Origin of the sequence: [Clostridium] symbiosum, from assembly GCA_036419695.1 — a bacterium.
GTDB classification, from domain to species: Bacteria; Bacillota; Clostridia; order Lachnospirales; family Lachnospiraceae; genus Otoolea; species Otoolea symbiosa_A.
Genome location: CP143946.1, coordinates 101,181 through 119,121 on the forward strand (window position 1 = coordinate 101,181; position 17,941 = coordinate 119,121).

Genomic DNA, 17,941 nt, shown 5'->3' on the forward strand with positions numbered 1-17,941 from the left:
TGCTTCCCGTCATAATGTTAACCCTCCGTTATTCTGAGAATAACTGCATCGTTACCCTCTAATTCTATTTGAATCCGGCCGTTTTGAATGGTGAATGCCCGTCCGGTTAATAGATCTGTGCAAATATCCGCTCCGGTGTTAAAGGGTATATTCACCGATGCAGGATTTTCGTCGTTGTTCACGGCTGTAATCATCGAAACGTCCTCCGACAGACGGGCAAAAGCATACTGACGGTTGGTCAGCAGCAGCTCCTTATAAGGTCCGCCGTGATAGGCCTCTTCGGCCAGATGAATCTGCCCCAGCTTACGAATCAGCTCCGTCAGTTCACAGGACCGCGGAGCCGCCTCCGAAATGGCGATCGCAGGACGGAGTCCGTCGTCCGAGTGCGGGGTCCTGCGTCCCTCCGTACCCCATTCGCCGCCGTAGTAGATAGAAGGGATTCCGGGCAGGGTAAACAGCAGCGCATAGACTGGTTTCAGATGCGCCTTACTGTTTAATTTGCTGGCAATCCGATCCTCATCGTGATTGTCGACAAAAGTATAAAGAACCCTGGCCACGGCCTCCAGCCTGCGGACATTATGGGCCAGTTCAAAGTAATTGTGATCGTTGTGGGCGGAATAAATGCTCTTGTGCATCTCGTAATTCGTCACCGAATGGAGCATCTCATCATTGACCCAGCGGGAATATTCTCCGTGGATGACTTCTCCCATCAGCCAGAAATCAGGTTTGACGGCGTTTGCAACCTGCCGCAGCTCCTTCATAAACTGAAAATCCAGGACGTTGGCACAGTCCAGGCGGATGCCGTCAATATCAAATTCGCGGACCCAGAACCTGACCGTATCCAGGAGATAGTTTTTCACATCCTGATGATACAGGTTCAGGCAGGGTAGTTCCCAGATACCGTGCCATGCCTCATATCCAAAGGAATCTCCCATGGGACTGTTAAAGCCGAAATTTACGCCCTTATACCAGTCCCGGTATGGAGATGCCTCCCGGTTGCTGCAGATATCCTGAAATGCAAAAAATTCACGTCCCGTGTGGTTAAAGACCCCGTCAACGACGACGCGTATGCCGTTTTCATGGCAGAGGTTAACAAACTTTATGAAGTCTTTATTCGTGCCGAGACGGCGGTCCACGGCCCGGAAATCCCTGGTGTCATAGCCATGGGTAGAAGATTCGAACAGCGGTCCGATATAGACTGCGCTGCAGTTTAAACTTTTAATATGCGGAATCCACAGATCCAGTTCGGTAAAACGGTCTGCGGCCGCGGTTTCCGTATTCTGCTTGGGCGCGCCCGTCATACCCAGCGGGTACATGTGATAAAAGACGGCCTCCTCATACCAGGTGTGTTTACTGTGTGCCATGCTTGTCCTCCCCAGGCAGCGTGTGCTATGCGTAAGTTTCCTGCTCCTTAATGCTTCGGAGAAGGAACTGATAGCGAAGCTGCGCAGCTTTTAATTCATAAATATAACAATCGATCAATGTAGGATCCACGACTTGTTCAAACCGGTTGATGGCGGTGTCAATGGTCCCCATAGCCTGCTTAAGCTCTTCCAGAAGTTCCGGATCCAGCCTGCGGGCTTTCATACTGCGTTTTGCCTGTCTTGATAATCTCATCATTATTTCACTCCTGTATAATCCGTGCAATGGTCCGGCCGTGGGCGTGCAGATGGCGGGAATGAATTCTCAAACACGCGCGGGGCTGGACAGTGACAAATATGCGCTTTGTCAGCAGTTTATGGATGCTGTAATTAGTATATACAGGAATGGAAAGTTTATGCATCCATGCCCAGAAATGACTGGAGGTTTGTGCCCAGTTTTGTGAGCTGTCTGGTGCTGTCGCCAATGGACAGATAGTAATAATTACAGGTGCCTTCACGGCGGATGGAAATCAGCCCGGCATCCTTTAGAAGTTTTAAATGATGGGAAACAGCCGGACGCGACAGGCTTGTTTTTTCAGTGATTTCCCGCACATTCATACCGTGGCGGCTTAAGTTTTCCGACGAGAAATCTCCGCCGCACGTTCTGTAGGCCGCATCGGTCAGGGATTCGATAATGGACAGCCGTATCTCATCGCCGAGTGCGATAAACAGGGGCATGCAGTCGTGGAATAAATTTTTCAGTTCCAATACGTCAGGCAAGGCGTTTCCTCCTTTGGTTTAAAAATTTGAACTAATATTATTTTATCATTTTTAGGAAAGCCAGTCAACGTAAAGGCTGCGGGGACCGAAGGAATAAATGAATAAAATTCTCCCCCCTTTTTTGGTGATTTTTTTTGAAAAAGGGAGTTGACTTTTTGGACAAAAGTGTTCATAATAGAGAAACATTCTTTACAGTTTAGCAGAGGATATCCTGTAACAAATATTCTTGCTGTGTCTTGCAGCGTGGTTTATCTTTTATTATTATCTATATCATTTGTTTTTCGCTTATTTTCCGGTTTGATTGTTATTTTGTGTGATTGTTATCTTGTGTGATTGGCTGCCGTTTAATATTACAGGCTGCAGGTGCGTTACCGCCGCTTCGGAAGGAGGGATTGGGTGGGAGATTTTGTGTTACTGTTTTTTCTGTCTGGCTGTGCTTTATCCGATCTGAAGACGGGAAAGATTCCGAATGTTTTAGTGCTGTTTGGTGTTGCGTCATTCGGAATTACCGTTTTTATCAGGGGGCCGTCCTCCGGGGATTGGGGCTGGGAGACAGGGACGGTTTTTATTCTGTTTTTTGCCCGGATCCTGTTTACGGCCGGTGTGCTCTTTCCGCTCTTTCTCTTCAGGATGATGGGAGCCGGGGATATTAAGGTGATGGCGGTGACGGCCGGATACCTGGGCATGGACAGAGGGTTTCAAATTATATTCTATGGTCTGGCGGCCGCGGCCGCGTGGTCTTTTATCTATATTCTGCGAAAGCGCATTCTTTTAAATCGTATCAGATATTTCCTGAATTACATGAAAAACATATTCCGGACAGAGTGCATTCTACCCTATTACTGCGCAAGCGGGCAGGAGGGAGCGGGAGTCTGCTTCGTCCCCTTCCTGTGGTGCGGGTACTGTCTCTGGCTGGCGGTGAACGGAGGCATGGTATGAGACATGTTATGGCAATTTATGACGTAGACCCGCTCTATGCGGCGAGGTTTGCGGATGTGGTGAACCAGAAAGAGAAAATACCCTTTGAGGTGCTTGCCTTCTCCTCTTTCGACAAGCTGAAAAGCTATGCAAAGGACAATCCGGTGGAGCTGCTTTTACTCAGCAGCGCGGTCAGCCGTGAGGAGGCGGAGGCGCTCGGCGCGGGCAGGGTGATCCGGCTGGCGGATGGGGAGACCGTGCAGGCCGATATGGAGTATCCGAGTGTTTACAAGTATCAGTCCAGCGAGAATATTATCCGGGAGGTGATGGCCTGCTACTGTGAGAAGGAGACGGAGCTTCCGGTCGGCCAGGCTCTGGGAACGGCGGCAAAGATATTGGGGATTTACTCGCCGGTGGGACGGTGCCTGAAGACCTCCCTGGCGCTCACGATGGGGCAGCTTCTGGCCCAGGAGGGGCGGACCCTGTACCTGAACCTGGAGGAGTGCTCGGGCCTGTCCGTTCTGACCAGAGAGGAATACAGGGAGGATTTATCGGATCTGCTGTATTTTTACACCCAGGGCAGCTATAACCTTCTCCGGCTGAACAGCGTGGTACATTCCATCAATGCGCTGGACTACGTGCCTCCTGTGCGTTATCCGGAGGACCTTGCCCAGACCGACACGGAGCAGGTGGCCGGGCTGATTGGGAAGATAGCCTGCGAAAGCGGCTACGAGAGCATTATCCTGGATATCGGGAGCCTGGGGAAGTTCGCTTCCGGCCTAATGGAACTGTGTTCCGTCATCTATATGCCGATCAAGGAGGACAGCGTATCCCTTGCCAAGCTGGAGGAATTCGAACACTACCTGGACGTATCCGGGAATAAGGCGGTGAAAGACAAAATCAGGAAGCTGAGACTCCCGTATCACAGCAGCTTCGGGCGGAGGGAGAATTATCTGGAACAGCTTTTATGGGGCGAACTGGGAGACTATGTGAGACAGCTTTTGAGAGGAGGCAGGAGACAGCCATAGACACGGCGGTTATGACAGAGGAAAAGGAGAGGAAAAACAGGCTCAGGGCCAAGATGATGGCCGAACTGGAAGGGAGGATGCAGGTGGAGGATGAGGAGCTGCGCGAGATGATTGACAGCGCTGTCCTCGAGGAGGCCGGGGAGACGTATCTGACCCTGAAAGCAAGGCTCCGACTGAAGAAAGAACTGTTTGATTCGTTCAGACGTCTGGACATTCTGCAGGAGCTGGTGGATGATCCGGAGATAACGGAAATCATGGTCAATGGAACGGATCACATATTTGTAGAAAAGGGCGGCCGGATCAGCCGCTCCGAACGGACTTTTGACTCAGCGGAGCAGCTTGAAGATCTGATCCAGCAGATTGTCAGCCGGGTGAACCGGACGGTAAACCTCTCCTCCCCGATCGCGGACGCCAGGCTGGAAGACGGTTCCAGGGTACATGTGGTACTTGCGCCTGTGGCAATCGACGGCCCGGTCCTGACCATCAGGAAGTTTCCGGAGCCTATTACAATGGATAAGCTGATCGGCCTGGGGAGCATTACCAGGGAGGGGGCGCAGTTTTTAAAGACAGCGGTCAGGGCAGGGTACAACATTTTTGTGAGCGGTGGGACAGGCTCCGGAAAAACCACGTTTTTAAACGCCCTGTCAGAGTTTATACCGGAGGATGAGAGAATTATCACGATTGAAGATTCCGCGGAGCTGCAGATACGCCATATTCCCAATCTGGTCCGTCTGGAAACGAGGGTTGAAAACCGGGATGGCAGCAGGGAGATTTCGGTCAGGGATTTGATAAAGGCCAGCCTGCGCATGAGGCCGGATCGGATTCTGGTGGGTGAGGTCAGGGGAGCGGAGGCTCTGGAGATGCTCCAGGCCATGAATACGGGCCATGACGGCTCCATCTCTACCGGACACGGAAACAGCCCGAAGGACATGATAACGCGCCTGGAGACGATGGTTTTGATGGCCGCGGATCTGCCGCTGGCCGCAGTGAGAAATCAAATCGCCTCGGCGGTGGAATTAATGGTACATGTGGGAAGACTGCGCGATAAGAGCAGAAAAGTTCTGGAGATATCGGAGGTGACGGGATGTGAGGAGGGACAAGTCATACTGGAACCAATCTTTACCTTCCGGGAGAGAGAGGGAAAGGACAGGAAGCGGGTGGAAGGCACGCTGGAAAAGGTGGGCGAACTGCGGCGGAGAGAGAAACTGCGGGCTGCCGGCCTGGATAAGTGAATTGTTCGGGAGACGAAGTAAATTGATCGGGAGGCGGAAGCCGGAGCGGCCGGAACGCCGGATTAAAGCAGGCGGCCAGATGGTATACGACAGATACAGTCTTTCGGGCCGGGAGTGGTTTACATATGCGGCCGGAGGAACCGCGGCCTGTGCCGCAACGGCGTTTGTATTTTACAGAAGTATAGCGGCCTTTTTGATTTTTCTTCCTCTGGGAATTCTCTATCCGTTAATCAAAAGGAAGGAGCTGGCGGTGCGGAGAAAGGAGGCGCTCAGGCAGCAGTTTAAGGAGGCCGTACTGATTCTGTCCTCCTCCCTGGGGGCGGGCTACTCCGTTGAAAATGCTTTTGCCGCGAGTCTGCGGGAACTGGAGGAACTATATGGGGCGGAAGGGATGATCACGGTGGAATTCGCCTACATCTCATACCAGTTGAGAATGAACAGGACGATTGAAACGCTGCTGGCCGAGTTCGCAGCAAGAAGCGGATTGGAGGAGATAAAGAACTTTGCCGAGATATTTGCCGTTTCCAAGAGGAGCAGGGGAGAGCTTGTTTCCGTCGTCGACCATACGGTTCATGTGATTAGTGACCGCCTGCAGGTCAGGGAGGAGATTCTGACGATGACGGCCGAAAAGCAGTTTGAACAGAAGATTATGAACCTGGTTCCATATTTTATTGTTTTCTATATTGAGTTTTCATCGCCCGGCTTCTTCTCACAGATGTACGTGACAGCGGCGGGGCGGGTGGTGATGACGGGATGTCTTATTGTGTATGTGACCGCCTGTTTTCTGGCGTTGAAGATATTGAATATTGAGCTTTAGGGATAAAGGCATGAATAAAGAGCCGAAAAGGGAACAGAAGAAAGCGGAAAGAGATGTAACAAAAAGTGAAAGGGAATGGATCTTGAAAAGATGGAGATGAGATGGACCGATGAAGGTGGAAAAAAGGCAGGTTATTTGTGTCATTATGGGGATACTTCTTGCCCTGGCCTGTTTTTTTGTGGACAGGCAGGAGCCGGGATTAGCCGGGGGCCGTGGAATTGGGAGAAATTCCTATGGCCAGGGGGAAAAAGAACAGATTGTTATCGTAAAAGGCCTGCTTACGGAAAAGACGCCCGTGGACGTAAGAATTGGAGCGCGGCAGTATACCGAAGAGGAGGCTTTGCAGGCTATTCAATCAGCCGTAGAGGAATTGTCCGCAGAAATGTCAGGGGACAATGAATCACTGGAGCGGGTGCGGGGGAATCTGAAGCTGGCCACCTGGCTGGATGAATATGGAGTGGCTGTACAGTGGCAGCCGGAGAATACGGAACTAATCAGCCCATCCGGGGAAGTTTTCAACAGAGACTGTCCCGAGAACGGCACGGAGACATTATTGACGGCCAGATTGAGGGCGGGAGAGTATTCCGAAGAATATATATTCCGGCTGACGGTTTTTCCGCCGGGAGGCTCGGCAGAAGAGAAAAAGGTTGCGGCTTTTATGCGGTTCCTGGCCGAGGAGGAAGAGAAGCAGAAGCACTCGGAAGTATTTCTTCTGCCCGTGCAGTTTGATGGGGAGGAGATATCTTATACCGTAAAAAAGGATCGGGATTACCTGGCATTTCCGCTGCTCGGAGTATTAGCGGCAGTGCTGTTGCCCTTTAAGGACAAACAGAAGGAGAAGGAGGAAAAGAAAAACAGGGAACGGCAGATGATGATGGACTATTCCGAGATCCTGTCCAGGCTTGTGGTGTTTCTGGGAGCCGGTCTTCCGGTAAGAAATGCCTGGGAAAAAATAGTGACGGATTATATGCAGACCGTTGAAGAAAATGGAAAGAGGGCGGCCTATGAAGAAATGGCGGCAGCGTATCACCAGATGCAGAGAGGGGTGCCGGAAATACGGGCCTACTCAGAATTTGGCAACCGCTGCAGAGTGCTTCCTTACAGGAAACTGGCCGGGATACTGGAACAGAACGTGAAAAACGGATCTAAGAGCCTTGAACCAATTCTGGAAACGGAGATGGAGAATGCTTTTGAACAAAGAAAGAATCTTGCCAGAAGGCTGGGGGAGGAGGCATCCACGAAGCTTCTTCTGCCTTTGTTTATGATGCTGCTGATTGTGATGGTGATGATATCGGTTCCGGCCTTTCTGGCCTTTGGAATCTGATACACCGGAGAGGAGTGAATGTATGAGATTAAAAAATGAAGTAATGGCGTTCTGGTACGATGAGAATGGAGTAACTGTGATCGAGATAGTTCTGCTGCTCGTTGTGGTGATTGGCCTGGTCCTGATTTTTAAGACCCAGATTAATACACTGCTCAATAATATATTCAAACAGATTAATAACAAGTCGAAGGAGGTTTACTAGTGCTGCATTGCATCAGGCGGCTTTTGACCATAAGAAAACCGTGTTTTGGGAAGATACCCGGGGCGGCAGACGGAAGCATTACCGTATTTTTAAGTCTCACCTTAACCTGTATCTGTGCTCTGATGGGAGGACTTTTTGAGTCCGCCAGGACAGCGGGAACCGGTTGGTATATGCAGATGGCTCTCGATTCTTCCCTTGACTCCCTGATGAGTAAATATCACAGGGATGTATGGGAGCAGTACAGGATCTTTGCGCTGGAATATGAAGATGAAGAGGGGCTGGCTGCGGAGATGGAACCGTATCTGGAGGGCTATTTTGATGCTGCGCCGTTTTATCCGGTCGGGGACAGGGAACTAAGCGTTTCAAAGATCACAGGTGTTACGGAGGAGGAAGGCCGCTGGTTTGAGAAGGAGATACTTGATTACATGAGGCTCGGAGTCTGGAATGTGGAAAAAGAACCGGGTGTGCTGAAGGAGATGGCGGATGGAATAAAAGAGGCTGAGAGTCTGGGAGCTATTGCGGAGGAATATCAGGAAAACGGCAGGCGCCTTCTGGAGCTGGAACGGATTGTAGAGGAGATTGGAGAAAATCTGAAAAGGCAGAGAGAGTACCTGGAAAAAGGAAACAGACAGCTTGAAGACGGAAATGGTTCCGGATTCATACGTACGGCCGGAAAGCTGGAACGGGAGCTGGATAAAATCCCGGCTCTCGTCCGCAAATATGAGGAGAAGGCAGAGGAACTGAAAACAGTGGTCAAAGAAACGGAACAGGGGGCGGAGAAACGACGTAACGATCTTCAGCCCCAGACCTGGGAACTGGTGACGGAAGAGATGGACAGTTACCGTTCTTATACCGACAGTGAGGGAAGCAGACGGAAGGAAGTGAAACAGACGGAAACAACGGCCGGGGAGAATAAAGAGATCGTCAAAGCCGCGGTTGATAAGGCGGAGGAGATTCAGGAGTATATAGATTCCTGGGAACCGGATGACGATGATGATGAGCTGGATGAAGAACGTCTTTGGAGAAAGGTACTCACGGTTACCGGCAAATTCAGAGTGGATACCCGGTTTGAGAAAAGCGGAATAAGAGACAGGAAAAAGATGAATGTCCTGGAATCACTCAGCCGTCTGGCAGGTACTGATTTACTGTCGATTGTTGTGCCGGAAGGAAAAAAGGTGTCCGGGGACAGAGTGGATACGTCACAATTTCCTTCGGTTACGGAACTGCGGGGCGGCCATGGCAGTGAGGAAGAGGAGACAGGAAGGAACCTTCTGGATACGGCGCTGCTCCATGAGTATGCCGCCTCGTTTTTTACCAATTTTCTCTCAGAGCAGGAGCGGCCGGTAAAATGTGAGCAGGAATACCTTTTGTCAGGTAAGGATACGGACCGCGGGAACCTGAAGGCGGCTGTGAACAGAATCGTGGCAGTGAGGGAGGCAATGAATCTCTTGTATCTGCTGGGGAATACAGAGAAAAGGGCTGAGGCGGAACAACTGGCGATCGCCATAACCGGTGCGTCGGGGGTTGCGCCGCTTGTGGCAGTCACAACTTTCTTTATTCTTACTGTCTGGGCACTGGCTGAATCCATTGAGGATGTAAGTATCCTTTTGAGGGGAGGAAAAGTCCCTTTTGTAAAGCAGAGAGCTGACTGGAAGGTTTCTCTGTCGGGATTAGCCGGGGAAGGTATTGCTGTTTTAGGCAAGGCGGAGGATTCCGGCAAAGAGGGGAGGGGATTTGATTATCAGGCATATCTGAAACTGCTGTTTCTGCTGGCCGGCAGAACGCAAAAGGAATACAGGATGATGGATATGATACAAAATAACATAAGAATCAGCCAGCCCGATTTTCTGGTGAGAAAGTGCGCCTGCCGTTTGGAGGCGGAGGTGAAAGGCCGGGGAGTCCTGATACCCGTGAAAAAACAAACTGTAAAGGCATATTAGGATTAAGAGGGGAACCGGAAGTCGGCTGTATCATTACGGGGCGGAGTACAATGCCCTTTTCAGAAATCAGGCCCAGAAAATGTGCCTCTCCAAGTACACCTGATAAGTCTCCGAGCTTCTTTACATATAGAACGCCATGGATATTATAATCCTTATAGTCTGATTCTGAAAAGGGTGTTATATTCCGCCCCGGAAAGGCAGGGGGGAAATAAAGAGTGACTGATAAAATGCATGAAAACTGCTTAGAGGCCAGCCTGACTGTTGAAGCAGCGTTAAGCTTTACTATATTTATATTTACCGTAATACTCCTTGCGGTACCGATGGAATTGCTGGATACGCAGAGAAAAATACAGATGGTTTTAGAGACAACGGCCAGAGAGATGAGCCAGTATGCGTATATCCGCTACCGGCTTTCAAAAGGAGAGGAAATCTCTGACACAGAAAACGGGGAAGATTCTTCGGATATTTCAGGCTTTTTTGCAGAGGGGGCGGCAAAAGCGCTGCTTGCCGTTAAAATCGGAAAATCAGCCGGGCAGGGAAGAATCAGTAATCTGGACCTTTCCGGAACGAGGATTTCAGAAGATGGGGAGGAAATCAGCCTGCAGGCCAAATACAGGCTCAGGCTGCCGTTCAGAGTTTTCATATTGGACAGTGTACCCGCGGCCTCTGGGAGTTTTAAGAGAGGATGGACAGGAAGTGAAGGAGGGCGAAACTCACACCGGAATCAAGCGGGGGATCAAAATGAGATTATGGTTTATGTGGGGAGAACCAGAACAAGATATCATCTGACTCCTGACTGTCATTACATATCGAACGATATTAAATCATTGCCGTGGGACAGCATCGGAGAACAAGTCAGCGGCAGCGGGACTCATTATAAGCCGTGCAGTGTGTGCGGAAAGGGGGCCGGAGCGGGAGCGATTGTTTATGTAATGCCAAATGGAAAGTATTATCACAGCAGAAAGGACTGCTCTTCAGTTGCGTTTTACGTGCAGAAGGTGCCTCTATCCGAGGTGGAATATCTGGGGGCCTGTTCTTACTGTGGGAAAAAATAGGGGGATGAGTACATGGAGCTGATATACAGCATATTTTTACTGACGTCTGCCTGGTATGACCTGAAGATAAAAAAGATTCCCGTGTGGATTTTTGGAGTGTTTGGATGTGTGGGACTCTTGAGCCTGTTTTCAGGTTCGGAAAACGGATGGGCAGGAATGGCGGCATTTTTGCCCGGTATTTTGCTGCTGATCCTGACCATCTGTACAGGAGGGGCCGCCGGAGCCGGGGACGGCTGCTTTTTTATCGTGTCCGCCTGTTATCTTGGTTTCTCACAGACGGTTACACTTTTTGTCTGCAGTGTTCTATTCTGCGGGACATGCAGTCTGGGAATGGCTGCCTGGGGCTTTACCCATGGCATCAATGCAGGAAAAATGCGCCTGCCGTTCGTCCCGTTTGTTATTCCTGCCTGGTTCTGGCTGACGTTTTGCAGGATAGCGGTGGGATAGACGGTGCTTAATGGGGAGTTAATACTATGGTAAAAAACAATAATAACATGGGAAATCAAAACAAGGATCGAGTAAAGAATCAAAACAAGGATCGAATAAAAAATCAAACAAATAATCAAACAAATAATCAAACAAATAATCAAACAAATAATCAAATAAATAATCAAGTAAGTAAAAAAGCCGGGAGAATAAAAAATTCAGGATTAGAAACCGGAATTCTATGTCTGGAAGCAAGTCTCACAGTGGAAGCGGCTCTGGTCATGTCGGCTATGTTCCTGTTCATTGCATCGCTGTTAACGGGCGTGTTTGAGATTCATGCGCGTGTGACGGGAAACATGGTTTTACAGGAGGCGTTGGAACGGTATGTTCATTTGGAGGAAGGACAGTCGGCACGGGAACTGGAAATCCGGGCACAGCAGGATTACAGGGGCTATTTCTGGTGTGGTGGCGGTCGTATTGCTTTGAGGGAAGCAGGGAACAGGCTTGAAGGTGGGGCAGAGGATAAAACAGAAACAAATATATCGGTCAAAAAATTTGATCCTGAGAATTTTCTCCGGCTGCTAAGAGCAGCCGGAGTGTAGGTGGGGGAATGACAGGTGGAAGTTCGTTATCAGAGAGAGGTCAATCATAATTACATGATATTGGATGCCCTTGGACCGGGAGGGGGATATGAATGCCGTATGCTTGCGGCAAATTCCATTAAAGGCCTGTTGAAATTCAGAGTGAGGCAGTATGAGGAGAAAAGGGAGTTCTATTATGAGATAACATCAAAGCAGCCATTAAAGAGGCTGCTGGAACAGAGAAAAATAAGCGGAGGGGAACTCCGCTCCCTTTTGCTGGGAATTTCCGCTGTGACGGTAAGGATAGAGGAATTCCTTTTGAAAGAAGAACAATTACTCCTGGATCCGGATTTTATCTATATAGATCCCGACAGCTTTACAGTCTATCTCTGCCTCCTGCCCGGGTATTCCTGTAACTTTCCAGAAGTCCTCTCAGGACTTTTGCAGTACCTGTTAGAAAAGATAAACCATCAAGACCGGGAAGGCGTAGTTATGGCTTATAACCTGTATCAGGAGAGCCTGCGGGAGAACTATGGAATGGCGGATCTGCTGCGGCACCTGACAGGAGCCGGGGATGGAGTCTTTGGAAACCGGAGAAAAGGTGGAGCGGTAAAAGGAGGCGGCCCCGGGCAAACAGGGTGGAATGGAGCCCCCTGTCTGCCGGAAAACAGTTTTGAGGAGCGTGAGACAGAGGCGTATGAAGCCCGGCAGCAGGATAGTGAAATAGATTCACAAGCATCACATATGAAAGGTACTTATGGAGCGGGAACTTATATGAAAGGAGCTTATTTAGCTGGCTCAGGTAAGGAAGAATCAGGCATGGAGGGACTTTATACAAAAGGGCTATTTTCAGAAAGATCTTATGCGGGAGAACCGTATACGGAAAGTGTTTATGCGAAAAAATCATATCCGGAAAAGTCATATGAGGAAGAACAATATATGGAAGCAGCGTATATGAAACCGCCATATATGAGACCTTCTCAAGCAAAATCACCTCATGTGGAAGATTCCTGTATGCCATCACCCAATCAGAGAGGATTCTGCACGGGATATCACGGAAATGAAAAATGTCATACGGAGAAAAACAAAACTGGAAGACAGGAGCGGGGAAAGAAAAACCCAAAAAAAATCCAGGATGGAGAAAAACCAAAACAAGGTCGAGGCCGTATCAGGATAAAAGATTTTCTGCGGATTTTAGCTTTTTTAGCAGGAGCAGAGCTTGGGGTATGGTATTTTACCGGAACAGAGGGGATTGGAAGATATGGGGGATGGCTTGCAGCAGGAGCGGTGATTATTTTCCTTATGAAGTTTTTGTCGGCACACGTTAAAGAAGAGCCGGGAGTAGGGGACTCTAAAATTTCAAATAAAAGTCCTGCTCACCGGACGACCGGAAAAAGAACAGAAAAAGCAGGAGACAAGAGCCGGTATGACGAACAGGATGCAATAGCGGGGACTGAGTTCCTTCTTCGACCTGAAAGTGAGGAGGAATACCGTCAGAGAATGATGGAAGAAAGAAAACGGGAAGAGCGGCATTCACGGGAGGAGGGGACGGCTCTTCTCTCGGAGAATGCCGGGCAGTCAGCGGGCCCGGTTCTTGTGAGTATGGGGGAGAATGAGAACCGCATTGAGATACCCTACCTGCCATTTGTAATCGGGAAACATGCTGAGCTGGCGGACTTTTGTCTTTCCCGTCCCACGGTAAGCAGACTGCATCTGCGGATTGACAAAAGGGAGGGCGTATACATCGTAACAGATTTAAATTCAACCAATGGAACAACGGTAGAGGGGTACAAGCTCCAGGCGAATGAGACGGTGAGTATCCGGGATGGTGATATTATTTCAATTGCCGAAGTAAAATACCGGTTCGCAGAGATGCAACAGGGTCAAAAAAGCGTTACAGATAACTTAAAAAAGATGTAGAAAAATGTCGATTTACATCAATACGGAGTTTTTCAAAAATACCATAGAAGAACGGTAATTGCTGTGCTATAATAGTGCCATTGAAGGATGTGCAAATATGAATAATTATAGAAAAAAAGCATATGTCAACGGAACTATTATAGCAGTTAATGTGATTTATTTTCTTTTCCTGGAGATAACAGGCTCTTCATTAAATACGGGGTTTATGGTTGAGCGGGGGGCTATGTATGCACCTCTTATATTGCGGTACAAGGAATATTACAGACTGCTCACTTCTGTTTTTATGCATTTTGGAATTGGCCATCTGATCAATAATATGTTGGTTTTATTCGTTCTTGGGGATAACCTGGAACGGGCGTTGGGCAAGGTGAAATATCTTATATTTTACCTGTTATGTGGTGTAGGGGCCAATATCGTGTCTTTGGCTGTCAACATAGGTAGAGGGTCTTATGTTGTCTCGGCTGGAGCATCGGGGGCTATTTTCGGTGTTGTAGGCGGACTTGTGTATGCTGTGGCTGTAAACAAGGGACGTCTGGAAGACCTGAGCACACAACAGTTGATGATACTGGTTGCAGTAACGCTCTATCACGGTTTTACGAGTGTCGGAGTAGACAACGCTGCGCATGTGGGCGGCCTGATAATTGGTATTTTTCTGGGCATGATTTTTTATAGAAAGCCTGGTAAAAATAAAAGATGCATATATAATGCAGAAAATAAGGAGTGGTGAAAATGACAGATAACAATTGCATTTTTTGCAAAATCGCAGGAGGGGAGATACCATCAGCCACAGTGTACGAAGATTCAGATTTTAGAGTAATTCTGGATCTGGGTCCGGCATCCAGGGGACATGCCCTGATCTTGCCAAAAGAACATTTTAAAGATCTCTGTGAACTGGATGAATCAGTCGCAGCAAAGGTGCTTCCGCTAGCCGGTAAAATCGGAGCAGCAATGAAAAAGGTTCTGGGATGTTCAGGATTTAATGTGGTGCAGAATAATGGGGAGACAGCAGGACAGACAGTTTTTCATTTTCATGTGCATATCATTCCAAGATACGAAGGCGGACCGGCTATGGTCACCTGGACGCCGGGGAATGCTGATTCAACGGAACTTGCTGAAATTAGTAACAGCTTAAAAGAAGCAATGAAATCATAGGAGACATGTATGCGGCAGGATGAACGCAGGCTTTTAAAGGAACTTTACGAAGACTACTCTGTTCCACTGAAAAGGTTTGCCGCCAGTATAGGCGTACATTATGATGACATTGAAGATATAGTGCATGACACAATCATGGGATACTATTATCGTTATCCAATGGATTGGGATGCAAAACTGAAGACAACCATACTTATCAAGATATTATACAGCAGATGGAGAGATTGTTACAGGAAGAATTCACGTTGTGTAACGAGCATCGACGCTCAGGACGAGGAATTTCTGTTTATGACCAAACTGCTTGGAGCTGATACATTAACCTATATTATGGATAATGAAATGTACCGTGAAATATGGAAACTTGTTGAGGGTATGAAGAAGGATTGGCGTGATGTGATTCTTCTCAGAGTAATACAGGAATTGTCGACAGAAGAGACATGTGAAATCCTGAACATACCGGGAACGGTTTGCCGAACCCGGTTGTCAAGAGCCAGAAAAGAGTTGCGCAAAAGAATTCTGGAAGCCGGTTTGATTGATGACGGCTATTTTAAGCGTTGATACATTCATCGATCAGGTTGATGATAGTAGAAACAGCGTTATTAAGCTGGCTTTCAGCCATTTTGTCTATAAAGGCCTGGCGGTTTTTATAGGTTTCGGTAATTGCCTGCAGGAGAGAGTCGCCTGTCAGCGCCTCTTCCTCCAGAACGGTGCTAAAGCCCTGTTTTGCAAAGGAATTGGCATTCAGGATTTGATCTCCGCGGCTCGCGGCGGCGGAAAGCGGAATCAGAATATTCGGTTTTCTGAGAGCAAGAATTTCACAGATGGAATTTGCCCCCGCTCTGGAAAGAACAAGATCAGCAGCAGCAAGGAGATGCCTCAGTGGTTTATCTACATATTCATACTGAACATAACCTTCTTTGCCAATCAGGTTTTCATCCAGATTACCTTTGCCACAGATATGTATAATCTGGAAATGCTCTAACAGTTCAGGAAGAATGCTGCGGACCGCCTGGTTTACGGTCACAGAACCGAGACTGCCTCCAATTACCAGGATAATCGGACGACTGGAGGACAGATGGGTATATTGCAGCCCAGCCAGGCGATCGCCGCTCAAGAGCTCTTCACGAATAGGAGAGCCGGTTAACACAGCTTTGTCTTCAGGGAGATACTTCAATGTTTCAGGAAAATTACAACAAACTTTTTTAGCAGAAGGAATACATATTTTATTGGCCAGGCCGGGTGTCATATCTGATTCGTGTATAATCACAGGAATTTTATGATGCCTGGCGGCTAAGACTACGGGGACGGCGACAAACCCTCCTTTTGAAAATACAATGTCAGGTTTGAATTTTTTTATAATTTTCAGAGCCTCTGCATAACCTTTGAGGACTCTTAGGGGATCAGAGAAATTTTTGATGTCAAAATAACGGCGGAGTTTTCCGGACGAAATTCCGTCATAGGGAATACCAGTCTCCTCAATCAGACGGCGTTCGATCCCATTGTAGGAACCAACGTAGCGTACTTCGAATTCTTCTTTTTGAAGAGACGGTAGAAGGGCAAGATTGGGGGTGACATGGCCGGCTGTACCGCCTCCGGTCAGGATGATTTTTTTCATAGGGTTTTCCTCCATAAATTTAACCGTCCGGCAAACTCAACTTCCGAACAGTGGAATGTTGCCTGCAGCGACAGGCCGCAGGACGACTAAACTATTATACTAAATTAATATTTATATTAGTATAGTAAACTTAAATGACAAAAAGTCAACCCCAAAGCCAGGGAAAGCGGCGGGAAAAGCCATGGAAAAAAATAGAGATTATCATATAGCTATGATTAAGCAGGAGGCAAACAGTGAGCAAGGACCGGGACAGACACAAAACAGAATATGATTTGGATCAGCTTCTGAAAGAGTCATTTAGAATGGACGATAAAACGCTCCTGGAGAGGTTTCAGCGCGCACAGACTGAAATAGACGATAGCCAGATACCTCCGGAACCAGAAGATGGTTTTGAACGGTTGTTGGAAAAAATAGAGCCGAGATACACCAGGGATAGCACTCCTGAAAAGAAATTCAGGAAGATTCGCAGGCTTAAGCCGATTTTTAAAGTTGCTATGGTGGCCGGAGTTATTGTGATGATTTTGTTGGCGACGACTATCACTGCTGGGGCTAAGAAATATTTTGTTTATAGGAAGACAGTAAGGCCGAGTATTAGAAATGATGTGGTTCTAGATAATGACAGAAATGTCGATAAAACGGGAAAGCTGGAAGATGCCTATTTAGAGATTGAAGAAGAGATTGGAATAGTGGCTATACGTATGGCTTGGATGCCTTCAGGTATGGTATATTCAAAAACATATATAAGTGAGCAAGCTGCGACTATGACTTTTGATTATCAAGGCAACAGTTTTTTTATAAAACAAAAGATAAAGGACGTAACGGATTCTACAAATATCATTTCAGATAGAAAAGAAAAAGATATGGTCTTTAGTAAGTGGATTAATCAATATATTGAAGTTCAAAAGAGAATTACAAATGAGGGGGAGACAGAATACAGTGCTGAGTTTATAAGACAGAATTCATACTATTATTTAGCGGGGATTATGGAACGGGAAGACTTTGATAAAATTATTGAGAATTTATATTTAGAAAAAGGAGAAGATTGAACGTGAAAGATAAATGGAAAAGGATACTAGTATGTATTATTATATTTATGTGTATTAATGTAATGCCAATATATGCATCTGAAACTTTTTATTGGAATGGTATGAAAATTCAAGAGAATAATGATGAAGCGTCTGCTATTCTTCCAGAAAGCATAGATCGCTCTACTGGACAAACGAGAGGCGATATTATATCTACTGGGATAGTTAGTATAGTGGACAAGGGAGAGGGAAAAGTAGCGTTGACTGTTGAAACATGGGCTCATGTTCCTTGCGACAGAATTTGTAATGGTATTTCTTTTCAGAAGTGGAACAAAACCACGGAAGATTGGGAAGAACTCTTTTTTTATGAATTCGAGGCTCTTAAAGAAGATAATCCAGAGGAGGATTTGGTTATATTAATAAATGGAGTAGATGTTGAAAATGTACAATCAGGTACATATAGGGCACGCGGTTTTCACGCAGTATATCTTGGAACAGAATATGAAGGTTACACATCAAAAACTCAAGGTATTCAGATTACTAAATAATAGACTTGCATAAAACG

General features: G+C 47.5%; 20 protein-coding genes. 16 read left to right on the forward strand and 4 right to left on the reverse strand.

Annotation, left to right across the window (positions count from 1 at the left end):
* Positions 1–17: 17 nt before the first annotated feature.
* The 3 genes from V3C10_00545 to V3C10_00555 form a co-directional block, all read right to left on the reverse strand.
* A complete protein-coding gene (locus V3C10_00545) occupies positions 18–1,364 on the reverse strand; it encodes an alpha-amylase family glycosyl hydrolase (protein ID WVP62352.1) in 1,347 nt (448 codons plus the stop codon).
* Positions 1,365–1,389: 25 nt separating this feature from the next.
* Positions 1,390–1,617 carry a YaaL family protein gene (locus V3C10_00550; GenBank protein ID WVP64546.1) on the reverse strand — a complete coding sequence of 76 codons (228 nt, stop codon included), beginning with the start codon at positions 1,615–1,617 and terminating at the stop codon, positions 1,390–1,392.
* A 158-nt stretch (positions 1,618–1,775) separates the two neighbouring features.
* Positions 1,776–2,099 (reverse strand): metalloregulator ArsR/SmtB family transcription factor, encoded by a 324-nt coding sequence (locus V3C10_00555; GenBank protein ID WVP64547.1) that lies wholly within the window; start codon positions 2,097–2,099, stop codon positions 1,776–1,778.
* A 438-nt stretch (positions 2,100–2,537) separates the two neighbouring features.
* Here V3C10_00555 and V3C10_00560 point away from each other — a divergent pair, with 438 nt between their 5' ends.
* From V3C10_00560 to V3C10_00625, 14 genes are all read left to right on the forward strand, one after another.
* Positions 2,538–3,080, forward strand: coding sequence for a prepilin peptidase (locus tag V3C10_00560; protein WVP62353.1), 543 nt, complete (start codon positions 2,538–2,540; stop codon positions 3,078–3,080).
* Entirely contained in the window at positions 3,077–4,087 is a 1,011-nt protein-coding gene (locus V3C10_00565) for a hypothetical protein (protein ID WVP62354.1), read from the forward strand. The genes V3C10_00560 and V3C10_00565 overlap by 4 nt, the downstream gene beginning before the upstream one ends.
* 77 nt (positions 4,088–4,164) lie before the next feature.
* Positions 4,165–5,319 carry a CpaF family protein gene (locus tag V3C10_00570; GenBank protein ID WVP64548.1) on the forward strand — a complete coding sequence of 385 codons (1,155 nt, stop codon included), beginning with the start codon at positions 4,165–4,167 and terminating at the stop codon, positions 5,317–5,319.
* Positions 5,320–5,341: 22 nt separating this feature from the next.
* Positions 5,342–6,136 (forward strand): type II secretion system protein F, encoded by a 795-nt coding sequence (locus V3C10_00575; protein ID WVP62355.1) that lies wholly within the window; start codon positions 5,342–5,344, stop codon positions 6,134–6,136.
* A gap of 109 nt (positions 6,137–6,245) precedes the next feature.
* Positions 6,246–7,460, forward strand: a complete 1,215-nt coding sequence (locus V3C10_00580; GenBank protein ID WVP62356.1) for an immunoglobulin-like domain-containing protein — start codon at positions 6,246–6,248, stop codon at positions 7,458–7,460.
* A 22-nt stretch (positions 7,461–7,482) separates the two neighbouring features.
* Positions 7,483–7,662 (forward strand): Flp1 family type IVb pilin, encoded by a 180-nt coding sequence (locus tag V3C10_00585; GenBank protein ID WVP62357.1) that lies wholly within the window; start codon positions 7,483–7,485, stop codon positions 7,660–7,662.
* Entirely contained in the window at positions 7,662–9,602 is a 1,941-nt protein-coding gene (locus V3C10_00590) for a DUF5702 domain-containing protein (GenBank protein ID WVP62358.1), read from the forward strand. Before V3C10_00585 ends, V3C10_00590 begins: the two co-directional genes overlap by 1 nt.
* Before the next feature lie 215 nt (positions 9,603–9,817).
* Entirely contained in the window at positions 9,818–10,657 is an 840-nt protein-coding gene (locus V3C10_00595) for a hypothetical protein (protein ID WVP62359.1), read from the forward strand.
* 12 nt (positions 10,658–10,669) lie between these two features.
* Complete coding sequence (locus V3C10_00600) at positions 10,670–11,104, forward strand: prepilin peptidase (protein ID WVP62360.1); 435 nt, start codon at positions 10,670–10,672, stop codon at positions 11,102–11,104.
* Between the two features lie 26 nt (positions 11,105–11,130).
* On the forward strand, positions 11,131–11,685 hold the full coding sequence (locus V3C10_00605) for a hypothetical protein (protein WVP62361.1): 555 nt from the start codon (positions 11,131–11,133) through the stop codon (positions 11,683–11,685).
* A gap of 15 nt (positions 11,686–11,700) precedes the next feature.
* A complete protein-coding gene (locus V3C10_00610) occupies positions 11,701–13,584 on the forward strand; it encodes a DUF6382 domain-containing protein (GenBank protein WVP62362.1) in 1,884 nt (627 codons plus the stop codon).
* Positions 13,585–13,681: 97 nt separating this feature from the next.
* A complete protein-coding gene (locus V3C10_00615; protein ID WVP62363.1) occupies positions 13,682–14,311 on the forward strand; it encodes a rhomboid family intramembrane serine protease in 630 nt (209 codons plus the stop codon).
* A gap of 2 nt (positions 14,312–14,313) precedes the next feature.
* Complete coding sequence (locus V3C10_00620; protein ID WVP64549.1) at positions 14,314–14,736, forward strand: HIT family protein; 423 nt, start codon at positions 14,314–14,316, stop codon at positions 14,734–14,736.
* A gap of 9 nt (positions 14,737–14,745) precedes the next feature.
* Entirely contained in the window at positions 14,746–15,294 is a 549-nt protein-coding gene (locus V3C10_00625) for an RNA polymerase sigma factor (protein ID WVP62364.1), read from the forward strand.
* Here V3C10_00625 and V3C10_00630 read toward each other — a convergent pair.
* Complete coding sequence (locus V3C10_00630; GenBank protein WVP62365.1) at positions 15,284–16,351, reverse strand: undecaprenyldiphospho-muramoylpentapeptide beta-N-acetylglucosaminyltransferase; 1,068 nt, start codon at positions 16,349–16,351, stop codon at positions 15,284–15,286. The genes V3C10_00625 and V3C10_00630 overlap by 11 nt on opposite strands.
* A 233-nt stretch (positions 16,352–16,584) precedes the next feature.
* Between V3C10_00630 and V3C10_00635 the strand changes: the two genes are divergently transcribed.
* Both V3C10_00635 and V3C10_00640 read left to right on the forward strand, forming a co-directional pair.
* Complete coding sequence (locus V3C10_00635) at positions 16,585–17,397, forward strand: DUF4367 domain-containing protein (protein WVP62366.1); 813 nt, start codon at positions 16,585–16,587, stop codon at positions 17,395–17,397.
* Positions 17,398–17,399: 2 nt separating this feature from the next.
* On the forward strand, positions 17,400–17,924 hold the full coding sequence (locus V3C10_00640) for a DUF6147 family protein (protein ID WVP62367.1): 525 nt from the start codon (positions 17,400–17,402) through the stop codon (positions 17,922–17,924).
* The last annotated feature ends 17 nt before the right edge of the window (positions 17,925–17,941 follow it).